The organism is Vermiculatibacterium agrestimuris, assembly GCF_943193085.1.
Classification (GTDB): domain Bacteria; phylum Bacillota; class Clostridia; order Oscillospirales; family Oscillospiraceae; genus Vermiculatibacterium; species Vermiculatibacterium agrestimuris.
Genome location: NZ_CALPCU010000013.1, coordinates 1 through 15,519 on the forward strand (window position 1 = coordinate 1; position 15,519 = coordinate 15,519).

The 15,519-nt window shown below is 62.4% G+C and carries 17 protein-coding genes; 8 read left to right on the forward strand and 9 right to left on the reverse strand.

Annotated elements, in window-relative coordinates; genetic code table 11:
• The 6 genes from NFR87_RS05930 to NFR87_RS05955 form a co-directional block, all read right to left on the reverse strand.
• The coding region (locus NFR87_RS05930; RefSeq protein ID WP_277613131.1) for a M56 family metallopeptidase at positions 1-1,563 on the reverse strand (1,563 nt) is incomplete at its 3' end.
• Between the two features lies 1 nt (position 1,564).
• On the reverse strand, positions 1,565-1,939 hold the full coding sequence (locus tag NFR87_RS05935; protein WP_251447683.1) for a BlaI/MecI/CopY family transcriptional regulator: 375 nt from the start codon (positions 1,937-1,939) through the stop codon (positions 1,565-1,567).
• Between the two features lie 169 nt (positions 1,940-2,108).
• Positions 2,109-3,989 (reverse strand): S-layer homology domain-containing protein, encoded by a 1,881-nt coding sequence (locus NFR87_RS05940; RefSeq protein ID WP_251447686.1) that lies wholly within the window; start codon positions 3,987-3,989, stop codon positions 2,109-2,111.
• Positions 3,990-4,004: 15 nt separating this feature from the next.
• Positions 4,005-5,225, reverse strand: coding sequence for an ABC transporter permease (locus NFR87_RS05945; RefSeq protein WP_251447689.1), 1,221 nt, complete (start codon positions 5,223-5,225; stop codon positions 4,005-4,007).
• Positions 5,222-5,998, reverse strand: a complete 777-nt coding sequence (locus NFR87_RS05950; protein WP_251447692.1) for an ABC transporter ATP-binding protein — start codon at positions 5,996-5,998, stop codon at positions 5,222-5,224. Before NFR87_RS05950 ends, NFR87_RS05945 begins: the two co-directional genes overlap by 4 nt.
• Positions 5,999-6,001: 3 nt before the next feature.
• The gene (locus NFR87_RS05955) at positions 6,002-7,705 is read right to left on the reverse strand and encodes an efflux RND transporter periplasmic adaptor subunit (RefSeq protein WP_251447695.1); all 1,704 of its coding nucleotides are present in this window, start codon (positions 7,703-7,705) and stop codon (positions 6,002-6,004) included.
• Between the two features lie 252 nt (positions 7,706-7,957).
• On the opposite strand from NFR87_RS05955, the gene NFR87_RS05960 reads away from it, so the two are divergent.
• The 7 genes from NFR87_RS05960 to rpsR all read left to right on the forward strand — a co-directional run bounded on the left by NFR87_RS05960 (position 7,958) and on the right by rpsR (position 12,014).
• Entirely contained in the window at positions 7,958-8,683 is a 726-nt protein-coding gene (locus NFR87_RS05960) for a peptidoglycan DD-metalloendopeptidase family protein (RefSeq protein WP_251447697.1), read from the forward strand.
• 219 nt (positions 8,684-8,902) lie between these two features.
• Positions 8,903-9,145: a helix-turn-helix domain-containing protein gene (locus NFR87_RS05965; RefSeq protein ID WP_251447700.1), complete on the forward strand. Its 243-nt coding sequence runs from the start codon at positions 8,903-8,905 to the stop codon at positions 9,143-9,145.
• A gap of 183 nt (positions 9,146-9,328) precedes the next feature.
• The gene (locus NFR87_RS05970; RefSeq protein ID WP_251447703.1) at positions 9,329-9,856 is read left to right on the forward strand and encodes a QueT transporter family protein; all 528 of its coding nucleotides are present in this window, start codon (positions 9,329-9,331) and stop codon (positions 9,854-9,856) included.
• Positions 9,857-9,883: 27 nt separating this feature from the next.
• Positions 9,884-10,753, forward strand: a complete 870-nt coding sequence (galU, locus tag NFR87_RS05975; protein WP_251447706.1) for a UTP--glucose-1-phosphate uridylyltransferase GalU — start codon at positions 9,884-9,886, stop codon at positions 10,751-10,753.
• A 194-nt stretch (positions 10,754-10,947) separates the two neighbouring features.
• Entirely contained in the window at positions 10,948-11,244 is a 297-nt protein-coding gene (gene rpsF, locus NFR87_RS05980) for a 30S ribosomal protein S6 (RefSeq protein ID WP_251447734.1), read from the forward strand.
• A gap of 12 nt (positions 11,245-11,256) precedes the next feature.
• The gene (locus tag NFR87_RS05985; protein ID WP_251447736.1) at positions 11,257-11,730 is read left to right on the forward strand and encodes a single-stranded DNA-binding protein; all 474 of its coding nucleotides are present in this window, start codon (positions 11,257-11,259) and stop codon (positions 11,728-11,730) included.
• 38 nt (positions 11,731-11,768) lie between these two features.
• Complete coding sequence (rpsR, locus tag NFR87_RS05990) at positions 11,769-12,014, forward strand: 30S ribosomal protein S18 (protein ID WP_251447739.1); 246 nt, start codon at positions 11,769-11,771, stop codon at positions 12,012-12,014.
• Between the two features lie 92 nt (positions 12,015-12,106).
• On the opposite strand, the gene NFR87_RS05995 is transcribed toward rpsR, so the two are convergent.
• The 3 genes from NFR87_RS05995 to NFR87_RS06005 are packed head-to-tail and all read right to left on the reverse strand — an operon-like array spanning position 12,107 to position 14,213.
• Positions 12,107-13,435 (reverse strand): [Fe-Fe] hydrogenase large subunit C-terminal domain-containing protein, encoded by a 1,329-nt coding sequence (locus tag NFR87_RS05995; RefSeq protein WP_251447742.1) that lies wholly within the window; start codon positions 13,433-13,435, stop codon positions 12,107-12,109.
• Between the two features lie 11 nt (positions 13,436-13,446).
• Entirely contained in the window at positions 13,447-13,866 is a 420-nt protein-coding gene (locus NFR87_RS06000) for an ATP-binding protein (RefSeq protein WP_251447744.1), read from the reverse strand.
• Between the two features lie 2 nt (positions 13,867-13,868).
• On the reverse strand, positions 13,869-14,213 hold the full coding sequence (locus NFR87_RS06005) for a DRTGG domain-containing protein (RefSeq protein ID WP_251447746.1): 345 nt from the start codon (positions 14,211-14,213) through the stop codon (positions 13,869-13,871).
• Positions 14,214-14,432: 219 nt separating this feature from the next.
• Between NFR87_RS06005 and serC the strand changes: the two genes are divergently transcribed.
• On the forward strand, positions 14,433-15,518 hold the full coding sequence (serC, locus tag NFR87_RS06010; protein WP_251447749.1) for a 3-phosphoserine/phosphohydroxythreonine transaminase: 1,086 nt from the start codon (positions 14,433-14,435) through the stop codon (positions 15,516-15,518).
• The last annotated feature ends 1 nt before the right edge of the window (position 15,519 follow it).

Sequence of the window (15,519 nt, forward strand, 5' to 3'; positions counted from 1 at the left end):
GGGGCGGGTCCCGGACCCGCCCGCCTCCACCAGCGTCACACAATACCAGGAAGTCCCGGCAAAGGAACTGTTGTGATAAAGCTTTACCAGATCCCCATCCCGGACTCCGGCGGCGATCTTCGGCCCGCCGGAGTAGTTGGTGTCCCCGTGCATCCAGTAGTAGGCGTCGTACTCTTCCAGGTAGGTGAATTGGTCCAGCCCCACCTTGTTGGTCTCCTCCAAAGAGCGGCCGGTGTACTCCACCAGGAGCCGGTCTATCTCCCCAGCGGTCATCTTATAGCCCGGGCAGGGCATATCCTCCCAGGTATCAAAGCCAAAGGCCGCCGTTAACTCGGCGTCGCTGATCTCCCCGTCCCCCATCTCACAGTAGAACAGCTCATAGAGGTCGATGTCCTCGGGACGGTCATAGAGGATGAGGGGGTTGGCAAACTGGTTGCGGAAGTTATAGAGGGAGGCCTCCGGAGAGGAGAAGAACTCCTCATTGAACCACCGCAGCTCCTCCCCGGTGAGGGCCTCTGGCCCGCTGACGGGCACCTTGCCATCACTGCCTGGTTTGCCCCCCGTGAAGGTGCAGGCGGAGACGACACCCGCCAGCACCGCCACGGCCAGGGCCGCCGCCATGACCTGCCTGGGCCGCCTGGCGATGCGGCTCACCCGGTCTTTCAGTTGCTTTTTCCCGGCGGTCATGGTGGTGGCCGCGATCATGGGATTGGAGACCTTCTTCACCGGGATAAGGGACAGCAGGGTCTGCCCATAGGGGATGCGCTCTTCCTCCCCCAGGGCTCTCAACACGCTCTCGTCACAGGCCAGCTCACAGTCGGCCCTGGAGCACCGGGCGGCGACCCACACCAGGGGATCGAACCAGTAGACGGTCAAACAAACGCACCGCAGCAGGGCCCACAGTGGGTCGAGATGCCGGGCGTGGGTGGCCTCGTGAGAGAGCACGTGGCGGAGCTTTTCGCTGTCGGTGGCCACGGCGGGGGTGATATAGATGGAGCGGCCAAACAGGCAGGGGGAGGGGATCACACCCTCAGGCACCAGGTAAACCGCCTGTTTTACCCCGTAGGGGTGGGCTGTGCCCGCCCACTCTCTTCTATATTTCCTTAGTCTGAAATAAAACCCCAAATTACTCACCAGGAAAAACCCGCCCATCAAAACCATCCCGGCCTTCCAAACCAAAGCCAGCACCTGCTCCACCGACAGCTTCCGGTACTGCACGGCTGTCTCGTCGCTCTGGGCCACCCACACCCGGTCCTGGGCGGGCTCGATGGCCAGCTCCGGGGCGGCGTCGGGGGCGGTGGGGTGCTGGACCAGGGGGGCCTGGGCCACAGGCACGAACACCGGGGCGGCCACCCGGCCGGCCACCACCGTCTGCACCGGCTGGGTGGCAGTAAGGACCGAGAACTCTGTCGCCGGTAGGCTGACCGGCACCAGCAGGCGCACCAGCACCAGGGCCCACAGGGCATACTGCACCCGCCGGGACAGCACCCCCTTGAATCCCTGCCGGATGGCCAGTAGGGCCAGGATCAGGGCGGACGAGGTGATCAGGATCTCCTTCATCATGTCAGTCTCCCTCCTTTGCGCTCTCCAGAATGGCGGTGAGCTCGTCGATGTCCTCCTGGGTCAGGGCCCGGGAGTCCACCATGGCGGACATCATCAGTCCCAGCCGGCCCCCATAGACCTTGTCCAGAAAGCTCCTGGTCTCGCTCTGGGCCGCGTCCTCCTTCTTCAGGACGGCGGAGTACCGCTTGGCGGGGTGGCCCCCGTCGTGGGCCACCGCCCCCTTGGCCTCCAGCCGGGAGAGCATGGTGATGACGGTGTGCTTGCCCCAGCCCGTCTCGGAGTGCAGGGCGGCGGTGAGCTGGGTGATGGTGAGGGGCGCGCCCTGCCAGAGCTTGTTCATCAGCTTCCACTCGCCGTCGGATAAATTGACCTTCATGGAAAACACCTCCTTTTGGTAAACGGCTGTCTACCTTCTATCATCAGTATAGCAGGGAGGTATACAAATGTCAACCCAAATAAAATGACAAAAAAGTTACACTATTTTTCAAAAGAGATACAAAAAGCCCCGGCAGCGTGATGCTGCCGGGGCTTTTTTACAAACTGTGTCACTGGGCCTTTGCCACGATGACCCGGATACGGCCGCCCTGGGCGGCGTCCTTGTCGTAGTAGCCGGTGAGGCTGTAGCCCGTGCGTACCCGATCCAGGCTGGACAGCCGGTAGGTGCTGTTTTCCAGCACATAGACCACCGCCTGATCCCACATGGGGAAGGTGTCGCCGTTGGAGAAGGTGGCCACGGAGGCGTCCGCCCCGGTGAGCCGGGCGGAGCGCAGGGTCGTCATCTTTTCGGGGGAGGCCAGGCTGCCCTTTATCTGCACGGGGCCCTTGCTCAGATTCAGGATGCCGTTTTCCTTCACAAAGCCGTAGGTCTGCCCGCCGATGTCATATTGGTAGGCGCCGTAGAAGGCGCTGATAGAGCCGGGGATGGGGGTGACGGTCTCGTTGACCTCGGTGAGCACGCCGTAAGCGCACAAATCGCCGGTGGCGTCGTCCAGGATGAGCACGTCCACCTCGCCGTTGGCGTTCTTCCGGCAGTAGCGCACATCGCCGCTTTCCAGGCTCATGCCCGCCAGGCGGCTGGGGTAGAGCTTCACCGCCGCGCCGGTGCCGTCGGTGTCCAGGATCTCCACGTCCTCGGCGAATTTGGTGCTGCCGATCTGGGTGCCCGCGGCGTTGACCTTACCGGAGATGGAGCTGCCGGAGAGGCGGGAGACCTTGGCGTCGCCCCGGTCGGCCACCGCCACCTGCACCAGGTTCCCCGCCTTGAGGGAGGAGCCTGCGTCCAGGGGATAGGAGTAGGTTTGACCGTCGGTGGCGGCGATGAGGGCGGTCTTGGCGGTGTAGCTGTTGCCGCTCTGGTCGGTGTAGGCGGCGTCGGTCACCGCCTGCACCACGCCGTAGAGGGTGCCGCTGCCCGCGGCGGAGGAGGCTACCGCCGCCACCTGGCCGTCCCGGCCCAGCAGGAGGGTCACCGTGTCTCCGGTCTTATAGGCGCCCAGGTTGGACAGGGCGTAGGCCGCCTCGGCGGTCTCGATGGAGTAGGTCTTGCCCGCCACGGTGACAGCCTGGGGGCTGGCGGCGGAGGGGGAGACCGCCTGGTACAGGCCCGTCACCTTGTTGGAGTACGCCCACAGGGTGCGCATGGAGGCGGAGTAGTAGATCACGTCATTGGGCTGGAGGGCGGCCAGGGTGGCCAGGGAGCCGCCCCGGTACACCGTGGCGGTGTCCACGTCAAAGTTGATCTTGCCGCGCCAGTCGCCCTCCATCACCACCGGGCCGTTCATGGCGGCGTTGATGAGTCCCACCCGGTCGATCTCCCCGGCGGCGGTGAGGGGATAGCCCAGAGAGGTCAGATAGGGCGTTCCCGTCTTGGTGGCGGCGGTGAGCAGGTTGTAGAACAGGTACATGGCATCCTGCCGTGTCATGGCACTGGTCTGGCCGATGGTGATACCCTCGTCCAGATCCTCTTTATAGTAGAGGGCCATCTGCCCCGCGGGCCAGGCCCCGGAGAAGTCGCTGTCGCTGTAGCCCAGCAGACGCACCGCCATGGTCACCCCCTCCTGGAGGGTGATGGAGCGGTCGGGCTCAAAATAGCCGTAGACGTTGCCGTTGACATACCCGGCGGCCACGGCGGCCTCCACATAAGGGGCCGCCCAGTGGGTGTAGGGGACATCGGGGTAGGGGGAGACCGTGGTGGTCGCGCCCACATTCTTTCCCCTGGGGGAGGCGGCGATGACCAGCTTGGTGAACTCCGCCCTCGTCACCTGGCGGGAGAGCATCAGATCGCCCTCCTCATTGCCCGTCATGATGTCCAGCGCGGCCAGAACCTGAGCCATGTCGGCGGTGGTGACCTGGGCGGCGTGGGCGGCGGGGAGGAGGCTGGCCGACAGGGCCAGGGAGAGCAGGATGGGTAAGATTCGTTTCTTCATGGTAGATACTCCTTATCAATCGTATCTCAGGGCGTCGATGGGGTTGAGCTTGGCCGCCTTGTTGGCGGGCAGATAGCCGAAGAGGATGCCGATGGCCACCGAGACCCCGAAGGCCACGGCGATCCCCTGAAGGGTGGGCATGGCCACGAATCCGTCATTGCCGGTGCCCAGCACCAGGGCGATGACATTGGTGATCGCATTGGCCATGATGATGCCCAGCACGATGCCGATGCCGCCGCCGATGGCGGAGGTGGTGCCCGCCTCGATGATGAACTGGCTGCGGATATCCCGGCCCTTGGCCCCCAGAGATTTGCGGATGCCGATCTCCCGGGTGCGCTCGGTGACGGACACCAGCATGATGTTCATGATGCCGATGCCGCCCACCAGCAGGGAGATGGCGGCGATGAGGGTGAGGATGGCCATGAGCAGGTTTACCATGGAGTCCATGGCGTCCATCATCTCCGCCGAGGTCAAGACTACGTAGTAGTCGGTGTCGTGGTAGGCCTTGAACAGGCGGTTTTCCACGATGCCCTTGGCCGCGGCGGCGGTGGAGCGGTCGGTGGAGGTGAACATATAAAGGACGTACCACTGGGAACCGCCCAGCCGGTTGGCCTGGGTATAGGGGATATAGATGCAGTCGTCACTGCTGCCCTCTGAGCTGTCTCCGCTTTGGTCCAACACCCCCACCACGGTAAAGGGAGCTCCGGAGACAGTGAGGGTCTTGCCCAGGGCGTCCCCGCCGAAAGCCTCCTGCTCCAGGTAGGAGCCGATGACGCACACCGCCATCTCCCGCTCCACATCCACGTAGGACAGGAAGCGGCCTTTGCCCAGGGAGGAGCCGGTCATGATGGTGTTCTTGTTGACATTGTAGAAGGTCTCGCCCACGCCGTAGACGCTGGTGCGCTTAAACTCGTCGCTGCCCTGGCGGACGGTGCCCTGGACGCTGTTATAGGGGGTGACCCCGGAGAGGTACTGGGGGTACTTCTCCACCAGGGCGTACATATCGTCGGCCTTCACGTCCAAAGAGGAGCCGGTGAGATAGACCTGGGCCTGGACCAGGTTGGAGCCCATCTCCTCGAACTGGTCGTTCATGTAGTTCTGCATGCCGTTGCCCAGGGAGGTGATGATGATGACCGCCGCCACGCCGATGATGATGCCCAGCATGGTCAGCAGGGAGCGCATCTTGCTGGTCATCAGGCTCTTCACCGCCAGGCGGAAGGATTGTCCGAAGTTCATTCCCCCACCTCCTCGACCAGGAGGGCGGCAAAGCCGTCGTCTTCGTCGGCGGCCCCGGTCTCCTCGGGCTGTACCACAGCCTGGGGATCCTGGGAGTCCCCGTCGTAGATGATCCTGCCATCCTGAAGGCGTACGATGCGCTTGGCCTTCACGGCGATGGAGTTATCGTGGGTGATGAGGACTACGGTGTCCCCCTCGGCGTTGAGCTTCTGGAGGAAGGAGAGCACCTCCCGGCCGGTGCGGGAGTCCAGGGCTCCGGTGGGCTCATCGGCCAGGATCACCGAGGGGTTCCCCGCCAGGGCCCGGGCGATGGACACCCGCTGCTGCTGGCCGCCGGAGAGCTGAGAGGGCAGGTTCTTCCGCTTGTCGGCCAGACCCACCCGCTCCAGAGACCGGATGGCCCGTTCGTGGCGCTCCTCGGCGGAGACGCCGGCGTAGAGGAGGGGCAGTTCCACGTTCTCCTGGACGTTGAGCTTGGGGATGAGGTTATACTGCTGGAAGATGAAGCCCAGCATTTTGTTGCGGATCTCCGCCTGCTGGTCGTCCTCCATGGTGGACACATCGATGCCGCCCAGATGGTAAGTGCCGGAGGTGGGCACATCCAGACAGCCGATGATGTTCATGGCGGTACTTTTGCCGGAGCCGGACTGGCCCACGATGGCCACGAATTCCCCCTGGTCGATGGTGAGATCCACCCCGTCCAGGGCGTGGACGGTCTCCTCGCCCATCTGGTAAATTTTGTAGATGTCTTTGAATTCGATGAGGTGTTCCATAGCTTACATCCCCATCATGGCGCTCATAAAGCTGGAGGCGGCGTTGGGGATGAAGACCACATCCCCCTCCTCCAATCCGGAGAGGACCTCAATGTACTCATCGTTGTTCCGGCCCAGCTCCACCGGGCGCTGTTCCAGCTTGGTAAAGTCCGCCAGGCCGCCGTTCTCGTCCAGGGCGCCCTCTCCGGCCACCAGGACGTAGGGGATCTCGGAGCGCTGGATGGCGTCCACGGGGACGCAGAGGACGCTGCCTACCTCCTCCACGATGATGTTGGCCGAGACGCTCATGCCGGGGAGAAGGCCCTCAGCGGCCAGGTCCTGGCCGTTGCCGTCCACTGCCACGGTGACGGGGTAGGAGGTGTTGCCGTTCTGGGTGGTGCCGTTGATGTTCACCTTTTCCACCACGCCGGTAAACTCCTGTCCGTCCAGAGCGTCGGCAGTGAAGGTGACCCTCTGGCCCGCCTGGACCCGGACCACGTCCATCTCGGAGACGTTGATGTCAAAGGTGAGGCGGGACATATCATAAATGACCGCCAGGAAGGCGTTGGCTCCAGTGGAGGAGGCGGTGGAGGGGTCGTAGTTGTCCCCCTCCTTATAATTTTTCTCGATGACGGTGCCGGTGATGGGGGAGGTGATGGTGTAATCCTCCAGGCTGTCCTCGGCGCGCTGGAGGCTGTCCTGGGCGTTGCGCAGAGCCAGGCGGGCGTTGTCCAGCTGAATGGCGGCGGCGTCGATCTGATCCTGCATCTGGGTCTCCTTGAATTCGCCCACGACCTGGCCGTCGGCGACCCGGTCGCCCTCGTGGAGCGTCAGGGTCTCCAGCTCCCCGGAATACTTGGCAATGAGCTGCTTGCTCTCGCCGTAGGCGAACTGGCCGGAGGAGGCGCAGGTCACATCTCCCACGGCGGCGGAGCCCATGGAGGTATCGGAGAGGGCCCCGGGGTTTTGGACGGTGATGGTCACGTTCCGCACCAGAGTGCCGCCTGCGCCCACGGCGTCGGTGGCGGCGATCTCGGTAATGGTGCCGTAGAGGATCTCGGCGGTGCCCGAGACGGTGACCGAGGCGGACTGGCCCACATAGAACCCGGCGGCGCTCACCGAGTGGAAGGGCACCTCCAGCTTCATGTTGTCCCGATCCAGGATGTCGGCGACGGGGGTGCCCGCGCCCACGGTGTCGCCGGGATCCACATAGACCTTGGTGACCACGCCGTTGGCGTTGGCCTTTACCTGCCGGTCTTCGGCGTTGTCATTGCGGGTGCGGACGAGGCTGTCGTAGTTGAGCTGGGCGGACTGCACCGAGAGCTGGGCCTGCTCCACGCCGGTGCGGGCCTGCTTGATGGCGTTCTCCACGTCGGAGGCGTCGATGGTGAACAGCACGTCGTCCTTCTCCACCGTGTCCCCCTCCTCAAAGGGGGCGGTGAGGATCTCCCCCTTGATGAGGGTGGTGGCCTTGTAGGAGTCGTTGGACTTGATGGTGCCCGGGCCGGTGACGGCCACGGTCAGGTCCTGCACCTGGGCCACGGCAGGCAGGTAGTTGCCTGCCGCACTCTGGATCCCGCTGGACATACAGCGGGACAGGGCAAAGATGATGAGGGCTGCGATCACGGCCAGGATGACGAGCCGTTTGACCCACTTTTTCTTCTTTTTGGGAACCTGGAGCTTGGGAGTCTCCTTGACGGGAGTTTGGACATTGCTTTGGTCGGCCATATGTATGTTCTCCTTCCGGATCCATTCTTGGAGCTTGAATCAAGTTTGCAGTATAGCATGGTGAAAAGAAAAAAGTGTAAACATAAAGTTAAAATTCGTTTAAGAAGAGAAACTGGGGCGGTTAGCCTGTGCTTATTATTATATAACCTCACAGGGGAAAAAGCAAATCCCTCCCCGCCGCCAAAATTTTGTCCTGGCGGGTATAAATGGCAGGGAAGGGGGCACAATAGGCCCTGGAGGTGTTAAAAACCAATGAAACGAACCATGGGAGAGCGCGCAGGCGACTTCATGGCGGGGAAGGGCTTCTACATAGTCCTTCTCCTGTGCGTCGCAGCGCTGGGAGCTTCGGGCTATTATCTTTTTTCCGGTATGACCAACGACCCCGGGCAGGCAGTGAGCGGCCCGGCCACGGTGGTGGTGACACCCGCCCCTGTGCCGAGTCTCGCCCCCGCCCCCACTCAGGCGGCGGTAGAGCCGCCCACCACCGCCGCACCCAGGCCGGTGCAGACCGCCCCGCCCATTCCGGAGGCTACGTCCGCCCCTGCGGCGCAGCCGCCTGCCACCGCCACCGCCAGCGTCTTCACCTGGCCGGTGAAAGGGGAGGTGCTGCGGGGCTACAGCATCGACACCCTGGTCTATGACAAGACCATGGGGGACTGGCGGGCCCACGTCGGACTGGACATTGCCGCCCCTGTGGGCACTCAGGTCATGGCCCCCGCCGGGGGCACGGTCAGCGACATCTACACCGACGACATGATGGGCACCGTGGTGGAGATCCTCCACGCCGACAACGTCATCAGCGTCTGCGCCAACCTGGGGGAGATCCCCACGGTGGAGATCGGCGACACGGTGCGCACCGGCGACATCATCGGCGCGGTGGGTACCTCCGCCATCGCCGAGAGCAGTGAGGAGGCCCATCTGCACCTGTCTATGACCAAGAGCGGCATCAGCGTCGATCCGCTGAACTACCTGCCCTGAAACTGAAGGGTTCCGCAATAGCCACACATCCTTTGGAAAAATGAAATAAGCGCGCCGGCAGAACAGCCGCGTTCACAGCAGAGAGGGGCCTTGTGGCCCCTCTCTGCTTGCGCTTCACCGGCACGGCCCATCTAAAATAACACATAAGTGTTCAAATGTCAACAAATGTGTTCATTCGGAGAAGACTTACCATTTACACTATATAAGTGAGGTGATCCTATGAGCACAGAGCAGTTAGATCCCGCCGCCGTAGGCCGGGCCCTCGCCAGGGTGCGGCTGTCCAAAGGCATTACCCAAGAGGTGCTCAGCGGCCTGGCCGTTATCGGGCGCAGCCATCTGAGCGCCATCGAGCGGGGGGAGCGAAAGCCAACGCTTGAGACCATTTACCGCATATCCAATGCCTTGGATATCCCCATGTCCAAGCTTGTGGAGGCCATTGAGGAGGAACTGGCGGAGAGATAAGCCCTCCACACCCCCTTTTCTTTATTGACACCTTGTGCTATAATACCTCCGACTGGTTCCCCACCCAGTCCAACCGGTACAGAGAAAGCCGTCCGGAGGTCATGCGCCTTGCCTCCGGGGAAAGGTACCTGTACCGCTGTGCGCGGCGCGCGTACTCTAAACAAAAAATGGAGGTATTTTATCATGCGCAAATTTTCCACCCGCGATCTGACCCTGGCGGCCATGGTGGCCGCCCTCTACGCCGTGATGGGCTATTTCGGCAACATCTTCGGCCTCACCTTCGGCCCGATCCAGTTCCGCTTTGCCGAGGCACTCACCGTTCTTCCGTTCCTGTTTCCCGGCACGGTGCCGGGCCTCTTTGTGGGCTGTGTCATCGTCAACCTGCTCTCCCCCTATGGCCCGCTGGACATCGTGGTGGGCTCGGCGGCCACCCTCATGGCCGCGGTCTGGACGAGCAGGCTGAAAAGTAAGTGGTTGGCCCCTCTGCCCCCTGTGATCTGCAACACGGTGCTGGTGGGCTTCACCATCGGCTGGGCGGAGGCAGGCGGCTTTACCGCAAAGCTTCCCGTGGCCTGGCTGGTCAACGGCCTGAGCGTAGGGGCGGGGGAGCTGGGCGTTTGCTATGTGCTGGGCCTGCTCCTGCTGGAGGTCATGCCCAGGATCGGCTATTTCCGCACGATGATCCCGGAGAAGCGGCTGTCTGTGCTGTAAAACCTGTTTTACAAAGGAGGATGCCCCATGAAAGTCCGCAAAGCAGTCATTCCCGCCGCCGGCCTCGGCACCCGGATGCTGCCCGCCACCAAGACCGTCCCCAAGGAGATGCTTCCCATGGTGGACAAGCCGGTGCTGCAGTACATCATTGAGGAGGCGGTCTCCGCCGGCATTGAGGACATCCTCATCGTCACCAACCGGGCCAAGTCCGCCATGGACGACTACTTCGACTACTACCCCGAGCTGGAGCACCGGCTGGAGGCGGCGGGGAAGGAGAAGGAGCTGGAGGCGGTGAAGCAGGCCGCGGATCTGGCCAACATCTTCTACGTCCGGCAGAAGGAGACCAAGGGCCTGGGCCACGCCATCTGGCGCTCCAAGCGTTTCGTGGGGGAGGAGCCCTTTGCCGTGCTGCTGGGGGATGACATCATGCGCGCGAAAAAGCCGGTCATCGGCCAGCTCATCGCCGCAGCCGAGCAGTATAACGCCAGCGTCATCGGCGTGCAGCAGGTGTCCGACGAGGTGGTGTCCAAATACGGCGTGATCAAGGCGGAGCCTTTGGCTGAGCGGGTCTTTACCGTTCGGGACATGCAGGAAAAGCCCACCCTGGCCGAGAAGTTTTCCAATTACGCCGTCCTGGGCCGCTATGTGCTCGGCCCCGACATCTTCGACATCCTGGAGAATCAGACCCCCGGCTACGGTGGGGAGATCCAGCTCACTGACGGCCTGAAAAAGCTCTGCCCGCAAAACAGGCTCCTGGCGGTGGACTTTGAGGGGCGGCGCTACGATACCGGCAATCTGAAGGGCTTTTTGGAGGCCACCATCGATTTTGCTCTGGATCATCCGGAGACCGGGGCGTGGCTCAGGGAGTTCCTCAAGGAGAAGGCCGCAATATTATAAGGAAGCTGAAGAGAGGCGCTTCGTGGGGAGGCGCCTCTCTTTTTTGATCCTATCCGCATTTCTTCGGATTTTCCTTGACATTTTCCCAAATTCCGTTATAATAATGAAGCCTGTCTAAAGCGATATGCTTATTCAGAGCTCCTTGCTCCCGGCGGAGACCGGGGGCCACAAGACCATAAGGAGGTGCAAGAAAAATGGCAAAACTGAACGCGAATTACGAGGCGGTGTATATCATCGACCCCCGTAAGAACGAGGAGGACACCGCCGCTCTGGTGGAGAAGTTCAAGGCCCTGGCCGAGAGCAACGCCACCCAGGTGGAGGTGGACGAGTGGGGCAAGCGCCACCTGGCCTATCCCATCCAGGATCAGAACGAGGGCTACTACGTGCGCATGACCTTTACCGCCGAGCCCGCCTTCCCCGCCGAGCTGGATCGTATCTTCCGCATTACCGACGGCGTCATTCGTTCCATCATCGTCTGTCTGGACGAGTAAGGAGGAAGGGACATGCTCAATCGCATCGTCCTCATGGGACGACTGGTGGCCGATCCTGAGTTGCGCACCACCCCTGCCGGGGTCACCGTGGCCACCTTCCGCGTCGCCTGCGACCGGGACTTCAAGAACAAGCAGACCGGCGAGCGGGAGACTGACTTTATCAACATCGTGGTCTGGCGTCAGACCGCGGAATTCGTCAGCCGTTACTTTACCAAGGGCCGCATGGCCGTGGTGGAGGGCCGGCTCCAGATCCGCAACTACACCGACCGGGACGGCAACAAGCGCACTGCCGCGGAGGTGGTGGCCGACAGCGTCTACTTCGGGGATTCCCGGAGAGATGGCGAGGGCGGCGGCTTCTCTCCCGCTTACGGCGCGCCCGCCGGCGGCTTCGGCGCCCCCGCCGCATCTGCGGGGAGCTATGAGGCTCCCAGCGGAGGCGACCAGTTCGCTGAGCTGGCCGATCCGGACGGCGATCTGCCGTTCTGAAAACGGCGTCTATTTTAGCTTAAAGGAGGTTATCCGTTATGCCTATGGAAAATAGAGAGCAGCGTCCCCGCGGCCGCAAGCGCCGCAAGGTGTGCACCTTCTGCGTGGACAAGGTGGAGCACATCGACTACAAGGACGCCGCCAAGCTTAAGCGGTTCCTGTCCGAGCGCAGCAAGATCCTGCCCCGCCGTACCACCGGTACCTGCGCCATGCATCAGCGTCAGCTGACCGTGGCCGTGAAGCGGGCCCGCCAGATCGCTCTGCTGCCCTACGTGACCGACTGAGGTATCTTCTCAAAAAGAAGGATGCCGCCGGCAAATGCCGGCGGCATCCTTTTTGTTTTTATTACGCGCTCTGCCCCACCGCAAAAGAGCGGTTACCGGTCGGAGGGCACCACCTTGCCCAGTTTACTGCGGAAGGGGGCGGGCAGATATTCGTCGGAATCCTCCGGCCCGGTCATGGCCCGCATGCGTGCCCGCACCTGGAAGATACAGTCCTCCCGCTGGGCCCGGCCCATGACCACATCCTCAGCGAAGGCGTGACAGGAGGGGGCGCCGCAGGAGCCGCACAGCAGACCGGGCAGCTGCCGCTCCAGGTCGTGAATGGCGGACATCTTCTCCATGGCGACGGTGCGGTCGGGATCCAGAAGATAGACCGGGGCGAACTCCAGTTCCTTGTCCGCCTGGACAATGGCGGGGTCTCCCACCTGGTCGTCGTAACTGCAGGCCACATCGGGCAGGCTTCGGATCAGGTGCCGCAGCCGCATGGTGGACACAAAGGGATCCTCCACGGTGAGGCAGCCGCCCACACATCCCTGGGTGCAGGCGCACAGCTCCACGAAGTCCACGTCGGGCACCCGGTCGTCCTCGATGGCCGCCAGGATGCGAATGACGCTGTCCATGCCGTCCACGGCCAGGAACCGCTCCGAGCTTCCCCGGGCGCTGGCCTCGCCGCCGCAGAAGGCCCACCGCACCCCGGCCTTTCCGGCGGAGGAGGGGGTGTGGGGCGCGTCCAGCTTCTGCATGGGGGAGAGCAGGCGTAAGTACAGGTCGCGAATGGAGAAGGCGCCGTCCAACACCGGCTGCTGCAGGTCGTCGGGGGAATGGGCGGCGGTGACCTGGGCCGAGCAGGGCACGATGGCGAAGACGCCGATCTGCTCCGGCAGAAGTCCCGTCTCTTCCACCGCTTTCTTCCGGGCCAGAATGGCGGCCAGCTCCATGGGGGTGATGGTGGAGGTGATGTGCTCCAAAAGCTGGGGGAAACGGATGCGGATGAGCCGCAGGGCCGCCGGACAGGCCGAGGAGATCACCGGCAGCTTCTTTTCCGCGGCGTCGCCGGGGTGCTTTCTGGCGTAGTCGGACAGGAGCTCCGCGCCCTTGGCAGTCTCATACACTGCGTGGAAGCCCAGCTCCAGAAGTCCGTCCAGCACCCGCCCCACCTCGTCCAGATGCTGGAACTGGCCGTAGAGGGCCGGGTCGGGCAGAGCCACGGTATATTGGAACTCCTCCAGGCAGGAGAAGGGGTCGCTGCGGGCCTTGATGGCCTTGTGGGGGCAGCATCGGATGCACTCGCCACAGTCCACGCACCGCTCGGTGAGGATGGTGGCCTTGCCCCGGCGGACGCGGATGGCCTGGGTGGGGCAGTTTTTCATGCAGGTGGTGCAGCCCCGGCAGCGGGCGTACTCAATAGAAACGGAATGCTGCACGGAAGTTCACCTCAAATTTTGATCTTGATGGTGACGGTAGTGCCCTTGCCTACCTCTGTCTCAATGTCCATCTCGTCGGAATAGCGCTTCATGTTGGGAAGTCCCATGCCCGCGCCGAAGCCCAGATCCCGGGCCATGTCTCCGGCGGTGGAGTATCCCTCCTGCATGGCCCTGTCGATATCGGGAATGCCGGGGCCCTGGTCGATCATGCGGATGACGATCTCGTCCATCCCCACGTCCACCTCCGCCTGGCCGCCGTCGGCGTGGATGACCATGTTGATCTCACCCTCATACATGCAGATGGAGGCGCGGCGGATCACATCGGGGGGCAGTCCCAGCTTCTTCAGGGTGAGCTTCATTTTGCTGGAGGCCTCGCCGGCCTCGATGAGGTCGCCGCCCTCCACGGGATATACCAGTTTGACTGCTTCCATGCTCAAACATCTCCTCTCAATCCGGCGGCGTACAGCTTGCCGCAGGCGTCATACATCCGAATGGGGGCGCGCATGATCACCATGTCCCGTTCCCTGGCCAGCGCCAGCACGTTCTCGTCGGGCTGCTTGCCCCGGACAAAGGCCACGCACTTCATATCCATCATGTCCGCCGTGCGGATCACCTGGGGGTTTACAAGACCGGTGAGCAGCAGAGCCTGGTTCTTCACATAGGCCAGCACGTCGCTCATAAAATCGCTGCCGCAGGCGGAGAAGACCTCCCTGTCCAGCTCATCCTCCCCGTAAAGCACCTCAGCATCGAGAATGTCGCGCACCTCAGAAAGCTTCATGGTATTTCCTCCCAAAAACTAAACTTACGATTCTGCTTTTTTATTGTAGCACGCCGTGGGCCGCTTGTAAAGCTAATTGTTCTATTTTTCACAAAGTTTTTTGCCCCGGCGCCTCTCCTTTCGCCATCCCTTACCTTGACGAAAGAGCACAAGACAACTATAATGAACTTTAATTAACCCAAAAGCAGCTTTTTGAGAGAAATAAGGAGGTCATTTACAATGGGAGATCGTGTCTACAACTTTTCCGCGGGGCCCTCGATGCTGCCGCTTACGGCCCTGGAGCGGGCGGGAGCCGAGATCACCAACTATCAGGGCTCCGGCATGTCCGTCATGGAGATGAGCCACCGCTCCAAGGTGTTCCAGAAGATCTTTGACGACACCCAGGCCAAGTTCCGCAAGGCTCTGAACGTTCCCGAGGGCTACAAGGTGCTGTTTCTCCAGGGGGGCGCCTCCACCCAGTTTTCCGCCGTACCCCTGAACCTGATCGGCAGGACGGGGCGGGCGGACTACGCCGTCACGGGCAACTTCTCCAAGCTGGCCTATAAGGAGGCCCTGAAGTACGGCGAGGTCAGCGTGGCCGCCACCAGCGAGGATGAGAACCATACCTATATCCCCGCCCAGTCTCAGTTGAAGCTGGATCCCCAGGCCAGCTACTTCTACTACTGCGCCAACAACACCATCTACGGCACCGAGTGGCAGTATGTGCCCGAGACTGGGGATGTGCCCCTGGTGTGCGACATGTCCTCTGATATCCTCTCCCGTCCCGTGGATGTGAGCAAGTACGGGATCATCTTTGCCGGCGCCCAGAAGAATATGGCTCCCGCGGGTCTCACGGTGGTCATCATCAAAGAGTCCCTGGCCGGCCATGAGTTGCCCTTCACCCCTCTGATGATGAACTATAAGACCATGATCGACAAGGACTCCATGTACAATACGCCCCCCTGCTGGTGCATCTATATGCTGGGCCTGGTGCTGGACTGGCTGGAAGAGCAGGGCGGCGTGGAAGGCATGGAGAAGATCAAGCACGGGAAGGCCAAGCTCCTCTATGACGTGCTGGACAGCTCCCGGCTCTTCACCTGCGCCGCCGAGGAGGGCAGCCGCTCCGACATGAACGTGACCTTCCGCTCGGTGAGCGAGGAGCTGGACGCGAAATTCGTGGCCGAGGCCACCGCGGCGGGCTTCACCAATCTGAAGGGCCACCGCAACGTGGGCGGTATGCGGGCCTCCATCTACAACGCCATGCCTGTGGAGGGCGTGGAGAAGCTGGCCGATTTCATCAGAGCCTTTGATAAGGCCAACGGTTAAG